The organism is Neobacillus citreus (genome assembly GCF_018343545.2).
Taxonomy (GTDB): domain Bacteria; phylum Bacillota; class Bacilli; order Bacillales; family Cytobacillaceae; genus Neobacillus; species Neobacillus citreus.
This window is the reverse complement of sequence record NZ_JAGYPE020000084.1, coordinates 1-20,393: the sequence shown is the minus strand read 5'-3', so window position 1 is coordinate 20,393 and position 20,393 is coordinate 1. Positions and strand designations below refer to the sequence as shown.

The window sequence follows — 20,393 nt, the reverse complement described above, 5'->3', positions numbered from 1 at the left end:
AAAATGAAACATTACCTTAAAACATATAAACTCATAAAATCTTTCGTAGTAACTGGAGTATTGTCGTTTGGACTTATGTCAGGAGGCCAATTTACTGCAGCGGCAGGACTCGATAAAGCAAAAGTGGAGCCTGTTAAAGCTGTTCAAGCAGTTGGCTCCCAAAATGGACATGCCAATGAAAAAAAGGCTGAAACCCCTATAGTTCCTGCTGAGACGGAGATAGCTGTTCAGCCAGCAGAAGGAGTCGAAGCTGATGCTCAGCCAATAGAGGAAGTCAAAACTGAAGTAGAACATAAAGAAGAAGGAAGCATCGGAAAATCACAGGCAAGCATACATGCCAGTGAAACGGCAAAAATGCATGCTTCTGAAAACTCAGCAATCTATCAAACTACTTCCGAAAGCCAATTAGAAGAATCGACTACAACTGCTGAAACTGCAGGATATCTATTCGGATCGGATTCCGCTTCATCAGCGAATCCTGCAGGGGAAGATTTTTATATTGGGAAGTTAGGTTATGGGAGCACGGTGCAATTTGATGCAAACACGGGCGGCGCCATTTATTTCAGCAGTGTAAGAGCACAGAGTGCCAGCTATGTGTACGGTTATTGGTTTTTATCCGGTATGCAAACAGCGCCAGCAGGAATCTCAGCAAGCGATTGGGGAGCGCAGCAGGCAAAATTAGCTCTAGAAAGCTACGAAGCTATGAAGAGTGTATATGGCTCAAAGGTTAGACCCGTTATTTTTATTGATGTAGAATCGGCTTATACCGGTTTAAGTGACTATGACTATGCTAATAATCATGAGATTTATAACGCATTCGTCAATTATTTAAATCAATATGGACAAGGTGTAAAACCAGGAACCTATTCATCTCCAGGCAACTGGGACCGTACCATGGGAGATTTTTCGCCAAATACTCCGGGTGCTTATTGGGTTGCCTATTACCCAGGTGACATCCCATCCGATTTGACAACCAGCAATTCATACTGGGTCAACTTCCCTGGAACAACCGAAAAGGCCGAAATCTGGCAATACTATGGCGGCTATGATGACTATAATGTAGCTTGGAAATTGCCATAACGAAATATTCGGTTTCTATTTTCCATAGTAACCAAATAAAGAGTCTGTCCCAAAAAGTATAACTTTTAGGGGCAGTCTTTTTTTGTGAGATGGCAATGTTCCTCTTTTTTTTAAAATACCCAAAGCATCGAGCATAAACAACATATCCCAATTTAATGTTCGCTCCTCCTAACACCTTCTGGATTTCCTCAAAGGTAATAGGGGGTTCCTTTGCGGAAGCCCCTCCAATTAGTGTTCTTTTTTCTTCTTTGAAAGAAGATTAAAGTCATTATTATTCTTCTGAATAAGACGGTTGGGTTTGCATCTGGGACTGCACTTGACTTATCAATGTTTGAATTTGTGCAACTTCACTTGATGCTTGTTTCAATGCTTCTAAGCAAAGAGTGGTGTTAGCAGCTGATTGTTCAATGGCTGAAGTGATCATATCTTTTACAATAGAAGAAGCCGCCTCTGCTTGTTTCAATTTATTAGTGTCGACTTGATTTGTCATTTGTATTTCCTCCTTTTATTTGTTTACAACACAAAATATAGAATGCTTCTAAAAAAATTATTTAATCCTTGTCCAAAACAAAATTAAATTACATATTTTACAGTAAACATTATAAGAGCATTGCTTAGGGGCGGTTTAGTTGAATAGTGATTATGAGGAAAAAAATGGTGAAATAATTTCATAATGGAGTGATGAAAATATGGTATTAAAAATTCAACATTTTCCATTGTGAAAATTCCCCTTAGGATAAATTTATTATCCTCCCCGTATCTTTTTATAAAAAATAATCGTTATATAAAGTAAAAGAGATTTATAAATGGAATGGGGGAGAAGGATGAAGGTTTTACTATTAGGAGGGACTCGTTTTTTAGGAAGAGCATTGGTAGAAGAGGGATTGAAAAGAGGCCATGAAATGACCTTATTTAATCGTGGGACCAATAAAGGTGCTTTTCCTGAAGTGGAGCAGCTCATCGGGGATCGGGACGGAGATGTGTCCCTTCTGAGAAACCGCAAGTGGGATGTTGTAATGGACACATGCGGGTTTGTTCCCCAGCAGATTCAAGAAATCGCAGCTGTACTTGGGGATAATATCGAACATTATACGTATATTTCAAGCATCTCTGTTTATAAAGATTGGATTCCGCTCAATATTACCGAAGACTATCATCTGCAAACTTTATCGCAGGATCAACTAAGAGCTGTTGAGGAAGGTAGCGCTTCACCTTATGAGCACTACGGCGCGTTGAAGGTCCTATGTGAGAGGGAAGCAGAAAAGCATTGGCCGGGCCGTGTGCTGCAAATAAGAGCAGGGCAGCTTGTCGGACGGTTTGACTACACAGACCGGCTTCCGTACTGGGTCCAGCGGGTAGCACAGGGCGGAAAAGTATTGGTACCGGGTCGTCCGGACGGTCTTGTTCAGTTAATTGATATAAAAGATATCGCCAAATGGGTGTTTGATATGGCGGAAAACAGAAAAGCTGGAACCTTTAATGTGACAGGCCCGAACGATAAATTGACGATGGAAGAGTTGCTGGAGACTTGTAAAGCTGTCGCCAACAGTGAGTGCGAATGGGTATGGGCAGATGAGCAATTTTTGCTGGAGCGTAATGTGCAGCCTTGGACGGAAATGCCCTTATGGGTTCCCGAGCACTTCCCGTTAGAGGGAGAAACAGAACCGTGGAAAGGTTCTTTTTCTATCAATATCGAAAAAGCAGTGAACGCGGGCCTTGCCTTCCGAGCTCTGGAAGAGACGATTAAAGAGGTTTATGACTGGTTACAAGCGCGGCAGGCCGCCAACCTAAAAGCAGGGATTTCACGAGAAAGAGAACAGGAACTATTAGAGGCATGGGCTCAAAAATGAGACGTGGGGACGGTTCTCATGCATCAGAAGCATAAGAACTGTCCCCGTGCATCAAAGCAACCATTCACCCTGAGCAATCTTTTCAACCTTTCCACCAACAGAAACATTGATTACTCCGTTTTCCTCATTTGCTTTTAAAAACAATAAAGAAGGTCTGCCCATTTCATATCCTTGTTCGACTCTTATATTGATTTCGCTTGTTTGGAAAAATCGGTATTTAACCAGGTAGGCAGCCAAGCATCCATTTGCGCTGCCCGTGGCGGCATCCTCTGGCATCCCATAATAATCTCCAAAGTCGCGGACATTTACCTGACTTTCCGGATGATACGTTTCAGGAGTAAATACCATAATCGCTTTTGCGTCCGTATCTTCAATCAGCTCATAGTACTTTTCTAAATTGACCCTTACTCTTTTGACAGCGTCCAGAGTTTTTAAAGGGACAAGAATGACAGGAAGCCCAGTGGAAACCTCTTGGATGGGGAATCGCTCATCAATGGCATCCTTTTCAATCTGTAAGACACCAGAAACCTGGTCGGGCTCTAATATTTTTCCGAAGGCAGGTTTATTTTGTTTCATCCAAATAAGACCTTCCTTTGCATCAAACGAGACGGGAATCTTGCCAGCCTTATAATTTAGTGTAAGTGTCTCTGCCGGTTCCTTTAATAGCTCATGCTGAATCACATAGGCAGTTCCCAGAGTCGGATGGCCAGCAAAAGGCACCTCTTCATTAGGAGTAAAGATGCGGACATCATAGCCACCATCATTTACTTGGTCGGATAGAATAAAAGTAGACTCCGAATAATTCATTTCCTTCGCGATTTGCTGCATTTCCCGGCCAGATAGATTACCCGCATTTTTGAAAACAGCAAGCTGGTTCCCGGTATATTTCCCTTGCGAAAAAACATCAACAATCGAAAAATTAATTTTTCCCATTATAAATCTCCTATTCTTTGAATCATGGGGACGGTTCTCATGCATCATCCGCGAAATTTTTCCATAAACCTTTCCGGATGGTCAATCGATTTGAAACCGAATTGGCTATACAGGGTGTGGGCATCGTTTGTGACTAACATAAACCTGCGGACATTTTGCAGGTCTGGGTGGTTGGTGATAACCTCCATTAACCATTTGGACAAGCCTAATTTACGGTATTCAGGCACAATGAACACATCTGCAAGATACGCAAATATCGTTAAGTCTGAGACGACCCTTGCAAAACCAACCTGCTCCGCATCGCCTTTGCTGACATCCCCTTTATAAACACCAAAACATAAGGCAGTATTGTCAATGGAATTTTTTATGATTTCTTTTGGCCGGCCCAATGCCCAGTATGATTCTTCGCTTAAAAACTTGTGGATGGTATCAAGGTCTAAATACTCTTTGTTCGTAGATATGGAAAAACCATTCTTTAGCCATATATTCATTATTGCACCCCTTTTTTGAATATTTTTAATTCACTAATTTTAACATATAATGATGCACGAGAACCGTCCCCATGCCTCAGAAGTTGGATTCGATGATAATTTAGCTTTTGGGGGAAAAGAAAACAAATGGCCCAGTTTACTGAGCCATTCGCTTGTACAAAAATAGACTGTAAAGTTTGAGGACAAATTTCATTTAAGGATCGCTTTTTCTACGTTATCACATTGGAAGACAGAAACAATAAAGTATCGGCTCCTCCTACGCCAAATACCGTGATGGCCACGCATGCCATCCCCTCTACGAAATACTATAACGCTTCGATGTTAATAAACAGTGTTATAGATGTTATCAAATTGTTAAGCTTCGATTAATTTATGTTGAAGGTTAAGTATATGAGCTGCAGAACAGGAAAATAATATGTAAAAATCAAAATGGAGGACGGAAAATGATACCCATTAATAAAAAGAATCAGACTTCAGATAAAAGTGGTATAGAACAGCCATTAATGTCAACGGGCACGACGGAGGCAGGCTTTGATTGGAAGACGGACAAACCTGATGAAGCAGCTAAACCAAAAATCGGAAATCAGTCGATTGGGGAACAAGCTGGAAGTGCTGATTGAGAAGGTCTCATGAGGACACAAGGATTGATATACCCGAGAGAAGTGTCCTCATGAAGGTAATGTTATTATTTTCGTTTCCTACAGCCGCTCAAGTACCACCGGAACAAACTTCGCATAGCTATCGATATGAAAATCAGCCTCGATGTTACGATTTTGAAAAGCACAGGTTTTAATGTTCAATTCTCTTGCAGGAATTAAATCCAGTTCCCGGTCCCCAACTACCAAATCAATGTGATGGCTTTTAAGGACATATTCATATGACGAGCGATGAGGCTTTCTAGTAAAGCCCTGTTCTTCAACAGAAACAATGTCCTTAAAGTATTTTAATAAATGAAATTTCTCCAGCAGATAAAGGGTGGATTCCTTATCGCGGTGAGTCACAATTACATTGTTCTCAACCGCCGCTAAAGCATCCTCAACCCCATCAAATGGCTTGCTGATCCTTTTGGAAAAATAATTAAAAGACACTTGGTACTCGCCACGTCGGCTCTCATCAATCCCATAATGTTTAAAGGCGGTTTTAGAATCCTTTTTCAGCCATGTTAAAACCTCACCACGGTCTAACTCTTGCCCAGACAACTGAACAAATCCTTCGACCAGTGCTGGATAGGTGTCAAAAAGCGTTCCGTCGAAATCCCACAAAATGTTAATAATGATCCCTCTTTCTAATCACTTTTCTCTACAGAGAGTACCATATGCCCCTTTAAAGTGGAAGAAGAAGGTCATTACAATACTCTATTAACGTTTTTTCATTATTTTCCTCTTTATGGTGTTGGAATATTCCAAGTTCATAGTAAAAGCAGTATTAAACTTCCAGGTATAATTATTTTGATATATTTGAATTTTTCTAATAGAATAATAGTATATGTTTGCGCTTACAATATCGAGTTTTGTAATTAGCGTGCAAATAATAGGTAAGTCACAATTTCCTTTTTTAATGAAAATGTTCATTTTATTATCAACCAGGATGTGATGGCATGAGCGTTAGAATTTCAGCAGAAAATTATAGCCAAGAGGCCGTTAAAGAAGACCGCAAGATTATTACATCTGCATCCGTATTTGGGATCCTTAGGCAGCAGCTTGCAAAAAATATTGGCATTAAACGGATTAAGGGATTCTTGTTTCATTATGGCTGGGAAATGGGCGTCAATGTTGGGAAAGAAGCCCTTGAGGCCGAAACCTCATTAGAATATCTCATTAAACACGGTCCGATTATTCACATTCAAAATGGCCATATTAGCGGGATTAAACATGATTGCACCTATGAATTAGATGAAAATAAAAAGATCAAGAATTTTTATTCTTATGGAACTTGGTACGATTCCTATGAGGCTGACGAGCATCTAAAACGGGTCGGAAAATCAAGTGATCCTGTGTGCCATACCCTAATTGGTTTTGCGAGCGGTTTTATGTCAACGATATTTGGTGAGACACTTTTGGCAAAAGAAACCACATGTGTAGGTAAGGGAGATTCAGAGTGCTGCTGGGTGATAAAGCCAAAGAAGGAATGGGAACAGGAACTTCAGGAAGAAAATGCACTCGATTTTTACAATGAAACTCCCATTGTAAAGGAACTTGAGTTAACCTATGATCAATTACTTGACCAAAAAAATGTCGTCACCCGTTTAGCCCATTTTCAAAACCAGTTAACGGAAGAAATTATCAATGGAAGTGATTTGCAAACCATTGCCGATATGGTCTATGAGACGGTAAGAATCCCGATGATCGTCGAAGATGCGGTTCATAGCACGATTACCTATTCGGGCTTGGAACAAGAACAACATTTACTTTTAAAAACCGATATGGAAAATTATCTGCAAAAAACACAATTTCACACAAACCCGCTATTGCCCTTTAGAAAAAAAATCATCAAAACATCCATTCAAGAACGTCTGATTACGCCGATTCTATTACAAAAAGAAGTCATCGGTTATTGTTCCTTTCTCTATGAAGATATCAACAATCATTATCATGAAGAAGATTATTTGTTTTTAGACCGGTTTGCCAATGCAGCCTCACTGATTCTCTTAAATGAAAAAACGAAGTTTGAGACATTTGAAAGAATGAAAGGGAGTTTCCTGGAACAAATACTGGAGGGCCGACTTCCTGCCAGTGAGATCATTAAGCGGGGGAAATATACGGGCGAAAACCTCGAGAAAAACTATTATATAGCCGTAATGGAATATCGGAAATCACAAGGCTCGATTGAAGATGACTTTCTTTTAGAGGAACAAATTTTTGAATCGACATTCCGTTATTTTAAAAATAAAAAGCAAAATATCTTGGCTGGACATCGAGACGGCAGCATGGTTTTACTAATCACGACGGAGACCATCCAAAACAAGACAATCGATGAGGTCATGCACCAATATTTCAATTATATGAATCAGAAATTTCCCCAAGGTCATTTTAAACTGGGTATCAGCCGCCGAGGAGAGGATATTGGCCAAGCGTCCAGATGTTATGAGGAGGCTGCCATTGCGATAAGACTAGCAGTTAAGAAGAAAATTGTGCCGTTCCAATCATTAGGGATTGTAGGAGTGCTGATTAACTCGAAGAATATCAGCGGAATCAAAATGATTGCCGAACAGGAGCTTGGTCCGCTTTATCGCTTTGAGGATCCTAAAATGCTGGAACTACTGAAAACATTGTATAGCTTTTTGTTGAACGGAGGTAAGCTCGAGCAAACCATGCAGGACCTGACCTTGTCAATGAGCGGTCTCCGGCATCGAATCAGCCGAATTGAAAGCTTGCTGGAGAAGGATATTAGAGACCCCGATGAAATGCATCAGCTGCTTCTGATTATAAAGTCATTAATTGCAATAGGAGAAATTACATTTGACTAAATGCCATCTGGCTTCAATGCCGGATGGTTTTTTACGTCTTTTTTAACAATCCATCCTACCTCTAAATGAACAACTTTTGTCTATTTAAATCAAAAACATGAGCAATTGTTGCTCTAGTTAGAATATTTAAAATTTAATAAACTTTATTTACAAGTTGTTAACAGTAAAAACTTTGTCGAATCACAAATGTAAGCGATGCCAAACCTTATTTACCAACGGACATAGTCCATAACCAATATTTTTATTCATTAAAAAGGGGTGTTGAAAATGGCAAGTCAATTATTAAACGGTGAAACCCTTACTGTGGAGGATTTACTAGCCGGCGCGGAACGAATCGGCCAACTAGCTGAACAGGAGGCAGCCGAAGCGGAGAAAAACGCCACTATTTCACAAAACGTAGTGGACCTGATGAAAGAAACACAAATTGCACGGATGATGCTTCCAAAAAAATACGGCGGCCCGCAGGCAGATTTGAAAACGTTCGCAAAGGTTGTCCGCAAGGTGGCCAACTATAATATTTCTGCTGCATGGCTGACTTATCTGTACCCGCTTCACAATATGCTTCCAGCGTTTCTTCCTGAAAAGGGTGCAGATGAAGTTATCAATTCTGGCGGGCTAATTGCCGATATCTTTGCTGCGTTAGGAAAAGCGGAACGAGACGGTGACGGTTACCGGATTAGTGGTAAGTGGAGCTTTGTCAGCGGAATTAACTATAGTGACTGGGTCGGTGTCGGGGTCATGATTCAGTTCCCAGAAACGGATAAACCGGTCTACTGTCTGCCAATGTTAAAAACTTCTGAAGTGGAAATTATCAACAACTGGGATACGTTCGGGCTAAGAGGTTCGGGCAGCAATCAAATCATTGCCGATAATGTATATGTGCCAATGGATCGCATCTTAAGGCTGGATCGAGCGGAGCAGACCAGAAGACCTCCTGTAGATGAATATGATACAGAATATCCTTTCTATCATATCCCATTCTTCCCATCCTTCTATATTGGCTTTGGTTACATGGCACTTGGCGGAGCAGAGCGGATGCTGAAGGAGTTTAAGACCTTGACGGAAAAACGTGTCCGCTTAATGGACGGCGTAAGGGAAAGTGAGTCACCAAGAAGCCAGCGGGTACTTGCTGAAATGACAACTGATTTCCATGTCGCGGAAAGCTTAATGGATAAATATATTAATCTGCTTGTTAATTATGAAAAAGATGGCTGCCAAACACCGCCATCAGAATTCTTCGCAATTCGTACGAAAGCGATTAAGCTATGTGTCGATATTGCCGTCAGATCATTGCTGACACTGGGCGGTGGCGCTTTATATAAAGGCGGCGCAATGGAATTGTTCTTGCGAGATATCATGGCGGTGGCTACACACAAAACTTCTTTATACGAAGATGCTGTCGCTGCATACGGCAAAGACCTGTTTGGTTTTGAGAGCGGCGTCAGAGGATAAATTTCGGATTTTAATAGTGAATTTAAAAAGGGGGATTTTTTAAATGGATGATCGTCAATTTCGCACAGCTATGGGCAAGTTTGCAACTGGGGTGACGGTAATAGCAACGGAGGTAGAGGGAGACATTCACGGAATGACAGCGAATGCGTTCATGTCTGTATCGCTCGATCCAAAGCTCGTTGTTGTTTCCATCGGTGAAAAAGCTAAAATCTTGAACAAAATCAAGGAAAGCAAGATTTTTACAGTAAATATCCTGGCAGCCGATCAGCAGGAGTTATCCATGATTTTTGCGGGACAGTTAAAAGAGCACAAGGAAGTTGTCTTTGAACGCCTTGATGGAAAGCCGGTATTGGCCGGGGCTGTGGCACAGGTGGCCTGCGAGGTATCCGCTGAGCATGTGGAAGGCGACCACACCTTGTTTATTGGCAGGGTAACCGATATTCATCTTGAAGACAAAGAGCCGTTAGTTTTCTACAGCGGCAAGTACCGTTCATTAGTGGCAGAACAGCCGGTGACCATCTAGAAACCTTGAGAGGAGACCATTTATGGAAACAATTCATTTGAACGAGCGTAATTTGGCAGAATGGCAGAAAAAGGCGAGTCCGAATGTTATGGCACTTGGCTGTTTCGATGGTCTCCATCAAGGACACTGTGCAGTTATCAAAGCTGCTCATCAAAAGGCGAAAGAAAAACAAGTGCGGCTTGCCGTCATGAGTTTCTTTCCCCATCCGAAGACGGTGATTTCAAAAGGAAAAGTTCATGTCCATTATTTAATGCCGCTTTCGGAAAAACAGGCAATGCTACAGGAAATGGGCGTCGATACTTTTTACATTGTGGAATTCAGTGAAGAGTTTGCGGGTCTTTCGCCAGAGCGGTTTGTATCGGAATACTTGAGTGGTCTTCAGGTGGTTCACGCCGTTGCCGGATTTGATTTTTCCTATGGCTCCCGCGGTGCTGGCAACTTAGACCGTTTGAAACAAGACTCTGGCGGGCGGATTGATGTCACGAAGGTAGCCAAAGTGGAACTGCGGGGGGAGAAAATCAGTTCGACCTGCATTCGGGAGCGGCTGTTAAGTGGGAAGGTCGCTGAACTTCCAGAGTTTCTCGGCAGATCTTATGAAACGCAGTGTGAATGGAACGGCGAGGCCTTCACGCTGCAAGCGCATTATACCCTTCCGTGCCCAGGCAGCTATCAAGTCGTGATAAAGAATAAGGTCGGTGAGGTACATCGGGAAGTGACCGTCATGACCGATGGAACTACGATTAAATCCACAGATGAGATTCCGTTATTTTTCAAAGGGAAGCTATCAATTGTCTGGCAGCAGGAAATCACACAATCTAAGAAATTACGAATTTCCTAAAAATAATGAAACGAAAAGGAGCGGATGCAAATGGCTAAAATTGTTGCAGGTGTTGCGATGTCGCATAGCCCGATGATCATGACCAATGAAGCAGGAGGCGGCGAGAAAGGGCAGAGGTTCATCAATACAGCAGCTGAGATGAGAAAGTACCTCGAACAATCCGGTGCAGACGTGATTGTATTAATATCTGACGACCATTTTAACAGCTATTTCTATGACCATATGCCATCCATTACGATCGGAATTGGCGAATGTGAAGGCTGGGGGGACTGGCAGATCCCTAAGTACCAAATCCCGGTTCAGCAGGAATTAGCGAAGCACATTCTTCACACCAGCCTGGAAAACAACGTTGATTTCGCGTTTACTTTAAAAATGAAGGTCGACCACGGGCATACGCAAGGAATTTATTTCTTAAATCCGGATTTGCAAATTCCAGTTGTTCCAATAGCGGTCAATACGTCAGCACCGCCGCTGCCAACGATGGACCGTTGTTTCCAAATCGGCGAAGTTGTCCGCAAAGCGATTGAATCTTGGGACCAGGATTTGAAGGTGGCGATTGTCGCATCAGGCGGTTTATCTCACTGGGTGCCGATTCCAAAAATTGAGAGCGAAAAGCCGGAGGACCAATTCTTGGTGAATGTTTTAAAAAATGGACGCCAGGAAATTGACCAGCTTGACCAGTATTTAAAACTGCGGGAAACCAATGTAACCAAACTTAAATCAGGCCCTGTTAACGAACAAATTGACCGGGAATTTTTACGCTTGGTGACGGAAAAGGACTACACCACATTAAGAAACTGGAGTGCTGCTTTTATCGAGGAGAACTTAGGTAACGGCGGTCAGGAAATCCATAACTGGCTTGTGCTGCTCGGCGTTCTGCAGAACTTTGATGCAAGTGTGGCCTGCTATGAGCCAATTCCGGAATGGGTAACAGGGATGGCGATAGTTCAATTCAGCCAGCCGGTTGACCAGAAACAACCGAACACCTCAGACCAGCAAGAAGTTGGAGTTTAATAGCTTCGGTCATCATGCCAAATTACTACAAAAGGGGAGATTGAAATGACAATCTGGACAGAATTAGCAGATTTAGAATATAAGCTCTATTATGTAGATGCTAATGGAATTAAAACAAGAGTGCTCGAATCCGGAAATGGGGAGCCGTTGATTCTCCTGCATGGCACAGGCGGTCATATTGAGGCCTATGCACGAAACATCAGAGGCTTACGAGAAAACTTCCGTGTGATTGTCATCGATATGGTCGGACACGGCTATACAGCGAAGCCGGACCGCCAGTACGGCATTGATTTTTACAGCGAGCATTTATTAGGCGTGATTCAAGCATTAGGCTTATCAGAAGTATATCTTTCAGGTGAATCGTTAGGCGGCTGGGTGGCTGCTTGGTTCGCGGCTGAGCATCCGGAATATGTGAAGGCGATGGTACTGAACACGCCAGGCAACGTCAACAACAAGCCTGAAGTCATGCAACGGTTGAAGGATTCCACGTTAAAAGCGGTTCTGGAAGCAAACTATGAAAATGTGAAAACTAGACTTGAATGGTTAATGTACGATAAGAGCCAGGTAACTGAAGAACTGATTGAGTCCCGCTACAAAATTTATACACAGCCTAGCTATCAGGAAGCGGTTCATCATATCGTCTGCCTGCAGGATATCGAAGTACGCAAACTCTATAGCTGGGATCCGTCATGGTGCGGCAAAATCAACGTACCAACATTGCTTGCCTGGACGGACCACGACCCAACTTCCACTGTTGAGGAAGCCAAACCAATCCAGGATATGATTCCAAACAGTGAATTGGTTGTCATCAAAGATGCAGGACACTGGCCGCAGTGGGAGAAACCAGAAGAGTTTAATGCCGTTTTAACAGACTTTTTATTAAAAAACAACAATGAAGCAGCCAAGCAGGAAGACTCGGCGGTAGCAGCAAAATAATCTGACAACATTTGAGAGCACTATTGAGTTGATTCATAGTTTCACAGGATTTTGAATCTAACAAATAGTGCTCTATTTTTAATTAAAGGAGTTTTTTCAATGAGTAATCAAGTCATTCATCGAGTTCAGCGTGTTTACGAGCTGCTGAAGCAGGCAGAAGCAGCCAAGAAATCCATTGCACCGCTTATTGAAGTGTATCCCGATTTATCCATTGAAGAGGCCTATCAGGCCCAGCTGCAAATGATTGGTCAAAAGGTGCAAGCCGGGCAGAAAATCGTCGGGAAGAAGATTGGCTTAACCTCAGTTGCCATGCAAAAGCTGCTGGGTGTCGATCAGCCGGATTATGGCCATTTGTTGGACTCAATGGAAGTAAGCCATAAAGGGACCATCCAGTTGGATGATTTGTTCCAGCCCAAAGTCGAAGGCGAGATTGCCTTTATCCTGAACAAGGACTTATCAGGTCCTAACGTCACGGTCGAGGATGTTCTAGCTGCGACTGCATACATCGCTCCTGCCCTGGAAATCGTCGACAGCCGGATTACCGATTGGAAGATTACTTTGGCTGACACGGTTGCCGATAATGCGTCAAGCGGAATGTTTGTCATTGGCGAGGAGCGCTATGCTGTATCAGATATTGACCTGCCATCGATTGAAATGAAATTATTCAAAAATGGTGAGCTGGTCAATACAGGTTATGGCTCGGATGTTTTGGGACATCCCGCAACATGTGTCGCCTGGCTCGCCAATAAATTATCCGAGTACAACGTGGTTTTGAAAGCGGGAGAAGTGATTTTATCCGGTGCACTTTCCGCAGCGGTTGTGGCCGAAAAAGGGGATCGGTTCACGGCTGGATTTTCACATATTGGGAAAGTAGAAGTTTCATTTAAGTAAAAAGGGGAAAGGACCTTTCCATTTAAGGGAGTGGAAGGGTCCTTATTAAAGCACTTTAATATGGGAGAAATGAGAAATTGAAGGAGGTCCGTATATGGAGCAAAAGAAAAGTGGAGTTTCGAAAAAAACATGGGTCATTATTTTTCTATTATTTTTATTAACGGTGATTAGTAATGCGGATAAGGCGATTATTGGGTTTGCTTCAGTTCCGATTATAAAGGAGCTGGGACTAAGCCCAGAGCAATGGGGTGTGGTGGGCAGTGTGTTCTTCCTACTGTATTCTCTGTCAGCTATTTTAGGGGGCAGCCTGGCGGATAAAATCGGCGCCAAAAAAGTCATTGTCGGTATGGTCGCTGTTTGGTCGATTGTTCAATTTTCCACCATCTTTGTCAGCAGTTTTACTTATTTGTTGGTAACAAGGATTATTTTGGGTGCTGGGGAAGGTCCATCCTATTCCTTGGCGATGACAGCAGCTTCAAAGTATTTGCCTAAGGAAAAATTGGGGATCGGTTTAACGCTTGTTTCAGTTGGCGGGCCGCTCGGTGTCGCGATATCAGCACCGATTTTAATGCATCTTATTATGAACTTTGGCTGGCGTTCAGCATTTATCGCGACAGGGGCAGTTGGGTTTCTGTGGATTGTTGCGTGGTTATTTAGCGCTAAAGAGAAAGCGATTACACAGGGGGAACCTGCCCCAGCAAAAGGCACTGTCTCTTCCGTAGCTGTTCAGAACGAATCAAAATTCACCTCTGTGCTATTTTCGAAAAACTTTATCTTTGTTGCTCTATGCGGATTTGCGACTTATTGGTCATTTACGATTGGACTAAACTGGCTGCCAAACTATCTGGAAAATGTCCGCCATCTAAGTAAAGAAACATTAAGTATCGTGGTGGCACTGCCATGGATTATGATTACATTATCGCAAATCACGTTCTCATCCATTTCGGACCGTATTTATCATAAGACGAACAGCATGGTGAAAGGCCGGATTTTTGTCCTTGGACCTGTTATGGCAGCAGGGGCTGTCTGCTACTTCCTGGGGACACTAGTCAGCTCGAATATTTTAGCGATTACCTTATTGTCACTCGGGTTAACATTTGGATGTATTACTCTTGTTATGGGACCAGCCATATTAGTGGACTTGGTTTCACCTAGACACCAAGGGAAAATTCAAGGCTGGTTTATGGCTTTGACCTCTCTGGGCGGCATTGCCGGTCCATATGTAACAGGGTGGCTGATTGGACATTCAGCCAATCCGGCAGCCGGCTTCCATCACGCATTCCAAGTCTGCGGCTTGATTCTCCTTGTGTTCGGCGGTTTAGTGTGGCTGGCAGTTCGTCCGAAACATTATGAAAATCCATCAACATTAAATACAAATCCATCAAAGGTCGTATAAAATGGTTGTTTAATTGAATGAAGGGCACCTTCCGTTTTAGGGAGGTGCCTTTTTCCATTATATATATTTGTTATTCCTTCAAATTAAGTATTCCTAAATACTTCTGCCAAGGTCCAACGTCCGCCCTATACCTCTTGGCCATTACCCGGACTATTTGAGAAATATGAGTCAAATCATGCACAACCCATGTAGAGAGCAGCTCACGGACCCGCACCCTACCAAATGCAGGGTGGAAACCTGTTAATTCAAGCTGCACTTCTGAGACAACCAGTGATCTCAGCTTAGTTATATTCATAGATCTAATCTCTTGAAAATCCCTAAAAACATTCTTCAGCGATCTTTCAGAATCATTTTTAAGATGCGAAAATCGGTCGAATTCGGGAAATGCTGTATCCTTATTTCCCTCGAGAATAAACTCCAACCTCGGTATCCAATTGGTTTTCTCAGCCTCAATGAGGTGCTCGACAACTTGCCTTGCATTCCAGGTTCCTTCGCCTTCATTGCATTGAAGCCAGCCATTGGATATCCCAGACAAAAAATACTCCAATGTTTTCGGTGTACGCTCCAAGACCTCAATCGCTTCCTCTATGTTAAAATTCATATAACGCCTCCATGGTAGTAAAATCTTGTTTCTAGTATTAATACTTATAAAAAACATAAAAGAGTGATTCCATTGCTTTCTAAAAAAAGAGTAATTTATTCAATAACGATTTTGGTGGTTATTATACTTGGCCTTGCCTCCAGAAAATACAGCCATATGCTGCCGCCATTTCTAGCCGATAACGCCGGGGATGCGTTGTGGGCCATGATGGTATATTTAGGATTCCGCTTTTTGCTGTTCCGGAAAAGAATTCTCACCGCCCTGTTGCTCAGCTTAATTTTTAGTTTCGGGATTGAATTCAGCCAATTATATCAGGCCGGCTGGATTAACCAGATTCGGGGCACCGTGCTCGGGGCGCTGGTATTGGGGCATGGTTTTCTGATGGTGGATTTGCTTCGTTACACAATAGGTATCATGATTGGAAGTTTCATAGATAAGATGGCGCTAAAATTAACACACATCAGGTAAACCAGTACCTTTTGAAACGTATAAATGGTCTCGCCGGCTTTTATAAGGCAGGACCTTTTTTAATTCCGGCTGCACGTGCAAAACAGATGCCTTTATTTTTACCGAGAGCACTGTTTTCTTGCGCTCAAGGTCAAAATAGCCGTCCTATTTTTACCGGTAGTACTCTTTTCTTGGTCTCACGGGTAAAATAGGCGTTCTATTTTTACCGGGAGCACTCTTTTCATGTGCTCATGGGCAAAATAGATGGCCTATTTTTACCGAGAGTACTCTTTTCTTAGGCTCAAGGTCAAAATAGCCGTCTTTATTTTTACCGAGAGCACTGTTTTCATGGGCTCACGGGCAAAATAGAAGGCATTATTTTTACCGTGGCCACAGTTTTCTTGGGTTCACGGTCAAAATAGCCGGCTTATTTTTACCGAGAGCACTCTTTTTTTACGCTCACGGGCAAAATAGACCACCTATTTTTACCGGGACCACACTTTTCCTACGCTCGCGGGTAAAATAAATGCACAAAAGCAGTGCGTTTCTCAAATCCACACTGCTCTGCTTTTATAAGATTCCATTTTTCATAGAACCACTTACGGTTTCATTACCATTGCCGCTTGTTCCCATATCAACCGTTCGGCCCGGTTAGGGTCATTGACCACCGAACTCTCCAGATTAAAAATCATTGTTGGTCGGAAATTCAAATCATACTTTGGCCACGAAGGAAGGGCGTCGGTATTTGGGTTACCGTTACGTGCAAAATTGATCCAGGCCTGGTGCATTTGATTCGATACCAACTGGCGTTCCGGCGAAGTACCCGTAAAGTTTGTTGTGTTCGGCTTATCCAGTGTGTTCCATACGAATGGAATCTCTAATGCATGTGTTGCTTTAAGAGCGCCGTCAAATACCGGTGTCTCCCAATCAAAGCGATACATCCAAACCGGAGCGCCTTGGTTACCCTGCAGTTCTGCCAGCTTTTGCGCAGGGTATGTAAAAATATGAATGGTCAGCAGTTTATTGAATAGGTCTTGGCTTAGTGGTTCAGGATTAAAGTTTGCAATAAGCGGCACGAGCGGTCCAAAGGTTTTTTCAAAAATCGCCTTGACCTTTGCCTCATCTGCATCCTTCCACTCATGGTCAAAGACACTGAAAATATTAAATTCATCCTTGTTGGTACCAATCAAAACAGGGATATCCTTTGCTGAACCCTCGGCTATCGCCAGTTGTGGATGTTTTGGCAGGGATACACCATCAACAACCGGTCCCAAGCTCATTGACGGGAGAACATCAGCAGCTTGAAGCAGCTGTTCAACTGGTAATTCCTCCAATTTTGCCAGATTAGTAGGTTCTACTTGTAAAGCTGCTAGGATGGCGCCCGCTACTTTTGTTGCGGTTTCAGGAGGATGGACGTTTGCGGCTGCGCCGCTTTGCAGGATTGCTTTTTGGAAAAGACCTTGAGCAGAAGGGAATCCAAGCAATACTCCAACACTCATGGCCCCCGCCGATTCTCCAAAAATGGTTACGTTATTAGGGTCGCCGCCGAAAGCCGCAATATTCTCCTGCACCCAATGCAGTGCGGCAACCTGATCGAGGATGCCGCAGTTCCCGGAAGTGGCATATTCCTCACCGCCAATTTCACCAAGGTGAAGGAAGCCAAAAACCCCCAGCCGGTAATTAATTGTCACGACAACGACATCGCCTTGGGCAGCAAACGAAGCACCGTCATACCAATGGCTGGAACCAGATCCGGAAACATACGCACCACCATGAATCCAAACCATCACGGGCCGTTTTTTATCATCAGCTCCTGGAGACCATACATTGAGATAAAGACAATCCTCGCTCACATTCGAGACGTCATTTCCGAAAAACTCCATGATTTCTCTTTGTGTCTGAGGGGCAACATGGGAAAATGTGGTTGCATCCCGAACACCTTCCCAAGCATCCGGCAGCTCTGGAGCCCGGAACCGAAGCGGGCCGACCGGCGGTTTTGCAAAGGGGATCCCTTTCCAAGAATAAACACCATCAATCTGTTCTCCCTGCAATTTACCGTAAACGCTTTCAACAATCGTATTGGACATGAACGTTCTCCTTTCAAACGATAATCATACTTATTAACTTTATTCGAGATGAAGGAGGGGTTTTCCTTTTATTTACATAGTGAAATAAAAATTTTTCACTAACCTGGCGTAAGTTTTCGTGTTAACCTAAGAAAATAAATATTTTGAAGAGTGAAATAAATAATTCCCTAATTCGACTAATTTGCGGGATTAAAAATCGGAGGAAAAATGGAGTTGACCAGCTGATGATTAGCAACACAATTTCGGAGTGGTTTTACTTGTACAACAAAGATATATACCACTTTTTAGTTTATTACATCGGGTCAAGTGATGTAGAAGATCTGGTGCAGGAAGTTTTTATCCGAGCGATTAAAGGCTTTGATACTTATCAGGGAAAATCAAGTCCTAAAACCTGGCTTTTTTCGATTGCGCGCCATGTGGGAATAGATGAAATTAGAAAAAGGAAACGGTTAAGGATGAAGCAAACGATTTGGTTCAGGGAGGAGCAAACGGATAAGGAAACACCGGAGAAAATTCTCCAATTAAATGAAAATAATAGGCTCCTATATCAAGCAATCCAATCTTTAAAAACAAATTATCGAGATGTCATCATCCTTAGAGGGATTAAAGAACTCACTGTATCTGAAACAGCATCCATTTTGAATTGGAATGAAAACAAGGTTCGAATAACCTATCATCGTGCGTTAAAGACACTACAAAAAAGTACTGGAGGATTTTCTCTATGAAAAATGATGAGAAATTTGATGATGTAGAGAGAAAAATTCGCTCATTACCAGAACCTGATTATGATAAACAGTTTACAAAAGATACCCAAGATAAAATCCATGAAAACCTATTACAATTTGCGAGTTCATATAATAACAAGAAAAGGGGAGCTGCAATAATGAAAAAGATGTTAGTAGGTGTAGCTAGTGTTGCTGCCTTCATGTTATTCGCCGTTCTAGCTATTCCGTTTATTGAGGATAAACTATCAAATTCTAATTCAAATACGCCAGGGCAACAAACGAAAGAACCTGTGACAATAGATAAAAACAAAGAGGAAAATGATAATAAGAACCCAGCTGATCCTAAATCAACAGATCCTAGTCTATATGAAAATACAGAATATGGATTTAGCTTTGCGTTACCGAAAAGTTGGGAGGGGTACCAGATTGTAACGGATACTTGGGAAGGTATATCTACTGAACAAAATAAAATAATCGAGAGTGGCAAAATCCTTTTAATTAGACACCCAGGTTGGACGGAGGCGAACCCGAGACAGGATATTCCGATTATGATTTTTACGCTTGATCAATGGTCTTCACTAGAAAAAGGGGAATTTCATATTGGAGCAGCACCTATTGGTCCAACAAAGCTGGGAGAAAATGATAAATATGTTTTCGTGCTGCCGGCTAGATATAACTTTGCCTTTCTAGAGGGATATGAAGAAGTAGAAACCATTTTACAAAACCATCCACTTCAAACGAAAAATGTAGAATAAGATCCATAAACAAATATAATCTGTTTCCGATATGTATTGCCAAAAGATAACAAACTACAGGCGAATAGTGAAAATCACTATTCGCCCTAATTTGGTCCCGCAACCAAAGAGGAATCTGGTCTTTCCCCATTCTGCAGGTCAGCAATCGTTAAACCAAAATTCATCTCCAGGTGAGGGTAATCTTTGAATTTAGCCCAGTCTCCGCCCCATTCAAACCCCAGCTTTTTCGCCATTTGGACGACCTCGGTCCAATCGGATTTCGAGTTTCCATTCCGATCATATTCCCGGTCCCAAACCACATCTCCCGAAGGCGTCTTTAGCGCAAAATCAATCGCCAGTCCGTAATTGTGATAAGATTCGCCGCCCTTTGCATGGGTTACCACCGCTCCCTCTGCGGTACGGCCTTGTTCATAAAGACCGTCTTGCTCCTCGGCACTGCGAAACCCATCCGTAATGACCACGACAATCCCTTTTTTGGCAGCCCGCTGGATTAACTGATTGGTGCGCTCCTTTACGACAGGATGAAGTTCAGTCGGCATTGGAACATCCTTTGCAATCGCCGGTTTCGGAGTATCAGAATTCGTATTATTATAAAAGATTACCACTATGGTAATCAGGAGAACTAATAAAGGTAATACTCGTTTTATTCGGATTCTTTTTCTTTTTCGTTTCAAAGCTCGAAATTCCTTTCTTGTTTTTTGAAAAATTATATCACTATAAAAGACGAGTTGACGAGACTAATAGTTTCATATAATCAGCAAATGGAAAAATAGGGTATTTTAACGCGATTTATCCCCAAAAATGTCGAGAGGGTCGGAATTAATGTAGTGAAATCCTGGAATTATGTAGTGAAAGGTCCAAATTATGTAGAGAGAATAGAGTAAGTTTAAAAAGTTACCTATTTATTC

21 protein-coding genes are annotated in these 20,393 nt (G+C 42.4%); 14 read left to right on the top strand and 7 right to left on the bottom strand.

Annotated elements, in window-relative coordinates; translation table 11 throughout:
• On the top strand, window positions 1–1,080 hold a 1,080-nt coding region (locus tag KHB02_RS27165), incomplete at its 5' end, for a glycoside hydrolase family 25 domain-containing protein (RefSeq protein ID WP_420848124.1).
• A 271-nt stretch (window positions 1,081–1,351) separates the two neighbouring features.
• Here the strand turns inward: KHB02_RS27165 and KHB02_RS27160 are convergent.
• Window positions 1,352–1,570, bottom strand: coding sequence for a hypothetical protein (locus KHB02_RS27160; RefSeq protein WP_213146297.1), 219 nt, complete (start codon window positions 1,568–1,570; stop codon window positions 1,352–1,354).
• 334 nt (window positions 1,571–1,904) lie between these two features.
• On the opposite strand from KHB02_RS27160, the gene KHB02_RS27155 reads away from it, so the two are divergent.
• On the top strand, window positions 1,905–2,930 hold the full coding sequence (locus KHB02_RS27155) for an SDR family oxidoreductase (protein ID WP_213146298.1): 1,026 nt from the start codon (window positions 1,905–1,907) through the stop codon (window positions 2,928–2,930).
• Between the two features lie 51 nt (window positions 2,931–2,981).
• Here KHB02_RS27155 and KHB02_RS27150 read toward each other — a convergent pair whose 3' ends face one another.
• Both KHB02_RS27150 and KHB02_RS27145 read right to left on the bottom strand, forming a co-directional pair.
• The gene (locus KHB02_RS27150) at window positions 2,982–3,863 is read right to left on the bottom strand and encodes a PhzF family phenazine biosynthesis protein (RefSeq protein WP_213146299.1); all 882 of its coding nucleotides are present in this window, start codon (window positions 3,861–3,863) and stop codon (window positions 2,982–2,984) included.
• Between the two features lie 44 nt (window positions 3,864–3,907).
• Window positions 3,908–4,354, bottom strand: a complete 447-nt coding sequence (locus KHB02_RS27145) for a GNAT family N-acetyltransferase (protein ID WP_213146300.1) — start codon at window positions 4,352–4,354, stop codon at window positions 3,908–3,910.
• Between the two features lie 443 nt (window positions 4,355–4,797).
• Here KHB02_RS27145 and KHB02_RS27140 point away from each other — a divergent pair, with 443 nt between their 5' ends.
• Window positions 4,798–4,974 carry a hypothetical protein gene (locus tag KHB02_RS27140; protein WP_213146301.1) on the top strand — a complete coding sequence of 59 codons (177 nt, stop codon included), beginning with the start codon at window positions 4,798–4,800 and terminating at the stop codon, window positions 4,972–4,974.
• Between the two features lie 78 nt (window positions 4,975–5,052).
• Here the strand turns inward: KHB02_RS27140 and KHB02_RS27135 are convergent, their stop codons facing one another.
• Window positions 5,053–5,616: an HAD-IA family hydrolase gene (locus KHB02_RS27135; RefSeq protein WP_241114130.1), complete on the bottom strand. Its 564-nt coding sequence runs from the start codon at window positions 5,614–5,616 to the stop codon at window positions 5,053–5,055.
• A gap of 335 nt (window positions 5,617–5,951) precedes the next feature.
• On the opposite strand from KHB02_RS27135, the gene KHB02_RS27130 reads away from it, so the two are divergent.
• The 8 genes from KHB02_RS27130 (at window position 5,952) to KHB02_RS27095 (ending at window position 14,870) form a co-directional block, all read left to right on the top strand.
• Window positions 5,952–7,820: a V4R domain-containing protein gene (locus KHB02_RS27130; RefSeq protein WP_213146302.1), complete on the top strand. Its 1,869-nt coding sequence runs from the start codon at window positions 5,952–5,954 to the stop codon at window positions 7,818–7,820.
• 267 nt (window positions 7,821–8,087) lie between these two features.
• A complete protein-coding gene (locus KHB02_RS27125) occupies window positions 8,088–9,272 on the top strand; it encodes an acyl-CoA dehydrogenase family protein (RefSeq protein WP_213146303.1) in 1,185 nt (394 codons plus the stop codon).
• Window positions 9,273–9,315: 43 nt separating this feature from the next.
• Window positions 9,316–9,795: a flavin reductase family protein gene (locus KHB02_RS27120; protein ID WP_213146304.1), complete on the top strand. Its 480-nt coding sequence runs from the start codon at window positions 9,316–9,318 to the stop codon at window positions 9,793–9,795.
• A gap of 22 nt (window positions 9,796–9,817) precedes the next feature.
• The gene (locus tag KHB02_RS27115; RefSeq protein WP_213146305.1) at window positions 9,818–10,633 is read left to right on the top strand and encodes an FAD synthetase family protein; all 816 of its coding nucleotides are present in this window, start codon (window positions 9,818–9,820) and stop codon (window positions 10,631–10,633) included.
• A gap of 30 nt (window positions 10,634–10,663) precedes the next feature.
• A complete protein-coding gene (locus tag KHB02_RS27110) occupies window positions 10,664–11,647 on the top strand; it encodes a DODA-type extradiol aromatic ring-opening family dioxygenase (protein ID WP_213146306.1) in 984 nt (327 codons plus the stop codon).
• A gap of 45 nt (window positions 11,648–11,692) precedes the next feature.
• Window positions 11,693–12,583 (top strand): alpha/beta fold hydrolase, encoded by an 891-nt coding sequence (locus KHB02_RS27105; protein WP_213118412.1) that lies wholly within the window; start codon window positions 11,693–11,695, stop codon window positions 12,581–12,583.
• Window positions 12,584–12,682: 99 nt separating this feature from the next.
• Entirely contained in the window at window positions 12,683–13,474 is a 792-nt protein-coding gene (locus tag KHB02_RS27100; RefSeq protein WP_213146308.1) for a 2-keto-4-pentenoate hydratase, read from the top strand.
• A gap of 94 nt (window positions 13,475–13,568) precedes the next feature.
• Window positions 13,569–14,870: an MFS transporter gene (locus KHB02_RS27095; protein ID WP_213146309.1), complete on the top strand. Its 1,302-nt coding sequence runs from the start codon at window positions 13,569–13,571 to the stop codon at window positions 14,868–14,870.
• 70 nt (window positions 14,871–14,940) lie between these two features.
• Here KHB02_RS27095 and KHB02_RS27090 read toward each other — a convergent pair whose 3' ends face one another.
• Window positions 14,941–15,471 (bottom strand): DinB family protein, encoded by a 531-nt coding sequence (locus tag KHB02_RS27090; RefSeq protein ID WP_213146310.1) that lies wholly within the window; start codon window positions 15,469–15,471, stop codon window positions 14,941–14,943.
• 63 nt (window positions 15,472–15,534) lie between these two features.
• Here KHB02_RS27090 and KHB02_RS27085 point away from each other — a divergent pair, with 63 nt between their 5' ends.
• Complete coding sequence (locus tag KHB02_RS27085) at window positions 15,535–15,939, top strand: ribosomal maturation YjgA family protein (protein ID WP_338088334.1); 405 nt, start codon at window positions 15,535–15,537, stop codon at window positions 15,937–15,939.
• A gap of 578 nt (window positions 15,940–16,517) precedes the next feature.
• Here KHB02_RS27085 and KHB02_RS27080 read toward each other — a convergent pair.
• A complete protein-coding gene (locus tag KHB02_RS27080; RefSeq protein ID WP_213146311.1) occupies window positions 16,518–18,005 on the bottom strand; it encodes a carboxylesterase/lipase family protein in 1,488 nt (495 codons plus the stop codon).
• Window positions 18,006–18,262: 257 nt separating this feature from the next.
• On the opposite strand from KHB02_RS27080, the gene KHB02_RS27075 reads away from it, so the two are divergent.
• Both KHB02_RS27075 and KHB02_RS27070 read left to right on the top strand, forming a co-directional pair.
• A complete protein-coding gene (locus tag KHB02_RS27075) occupies window positions 18,263–18,730 on the top strand; it encodes an RNA polymerase sigma factor (RefSeq protein WP_338088333.1) in 468 nt (155 codons plus the stop codon).
• Window positions 18,727–19,485 (top strand): hypothetical protein, encoded by a 759-nt coding sequence (locus KHB02_RS27070; RefSeq protein WP_213146313.1) that lies wholly within the window; start codon window positions 18,727–18,729, stop codon window positions 19,483–19,485. Before KHB02_RS27075 ends, KHB02_RS27070 begins: the two co-directional genes overlap by 4 nt.
• A gap of 86 nt (window positions 19,486–19,571) precedes the next feature.
• Here the strand turns inward: KHB02_RS27070 and KHB02_RS27065 are convergent, their stop codons facing one another.
• Entirely contained in the window at window positions 19,572–20,159 is a 588-nt protein-coding gene (locus KHB02_RS27065; RefSeq protein WP_277398399.1) for a M15 family metallopeptidase, read from the bottom strand.
• Window positions 20,160–20,393 lie beyond the last annotated feature (234 nt).

Bases quoted from the DNA above. Each gene is read 5' to 3' on its own strand.
- KHB02_RS27160 (WP_213146297.1), bottom strand. From the start codon at position 1,570: ATGACAAATCAAGTCGACACTAATAAATTGAAACAAGCAGAGGCGGCT.
- KHB02_RS27155 (WP_213146298.1), top strand. From the start codon at position 1,905: ATGAAGGTTTTACTATTAGGAGGGACTCGTTTTTTAGGAAGAGCATTG.
- KHB02_RS27150 (WP_213146299.1), bottom strand. From the start codon at position 3,863: ATGGGAAAAATTAATTTTTCGATTGTTGATGTTTTTTCGCAAGGGAAA.
- KHB02_RS27145 (WP_213146300.1), bottom strand. From the start codon at position 4,354: ATGAATATATGGCTAAAGAATGGTTTTTCCATATCTACGAACAAAGAG.
- KHB02_RS27140 (WP_213146301.1), top strand. From the start codon at position 4,798: ATGATACCCATTAATAAAAAGAATCAGACTTCAGATAAAAGTGGTATA.
- KHB02_RS27130 (WP_213146302.1), top strand. From the start codon at position 5,952: ATGAGCGTTAGAATTTCAGCAGAAAATTATAGCCAAGAGGCCGTTAAA.
- KHB02_RS27125 (WP_213146303.1), top strand. From the start codon at position 8,088: ATGGCAAGTCAATTATTAAACGGTGAAACCCTTACTGTGGAGGATTTA.
- KHB02_RS27120 (WP_213146304.1), top strand. From the start codon at position 9,316: ATGGATGATCGTCAATTTCGCACAGCTATGGGCAAGTTTGCAACTGGG.
- KHB02_RS27115 (WP_213146305.1), top strand. From the start codon at position 9,818: ATGGAAACAATTCATTTGAACGAGCGTAATTTGGCAGAATGGCAGAAA.
- KHB02_RS27110 (WP_213146306.1), top strand. From the start codon at position 10,664: ATGGCTAAAATTGTTGCAGGTGTTGCGATGTCGCATAGCCCGATGATC.
- KHB02_RS27105 (WP_213118412.1), top strand. From the start codon at position 11,693: ATGACAATCTGGACAGAATTAGCAGATTTAGAATATAAGCTCTATTAT.
- KHB02_RS27100 (WP_213146308.1), top strand. From the start codon at position 12,683: ATGAGTAATCAAGTCATTCATCGAGTTCAGCGTGTTTACGAGCTGCTG.
- KHB02_RS27095 (WP_213146309.1), top strand. From the start codon at position 13,569: ATGGAGCAAAAGAAAAGTGGAGTTTCGAAAAAAACATGGGTCATTATT.
- KHB02_RS27090 (WP_213146310.1), bottom strand. From the start codon at position 15,471: ATGAATTTTAACATAGAGGAAGCGATTGAGGTCTTGGAGCGTACACCG.
- KHB02_RS27080 (WP_213146311.1), bottom strand. From the start codon at position 18,005: ATGTCCAATACGATTGTTGAAAGCGTTTACGGTAAATTGCAGGGAGAA.
- KHB02_RS27070 (WP_213146313.1), top strand. From the start codon at position 18,727: ATGAAAAATGATGAGAAATTTGATGATGTAGAGAGAAAAATTCGCTCA.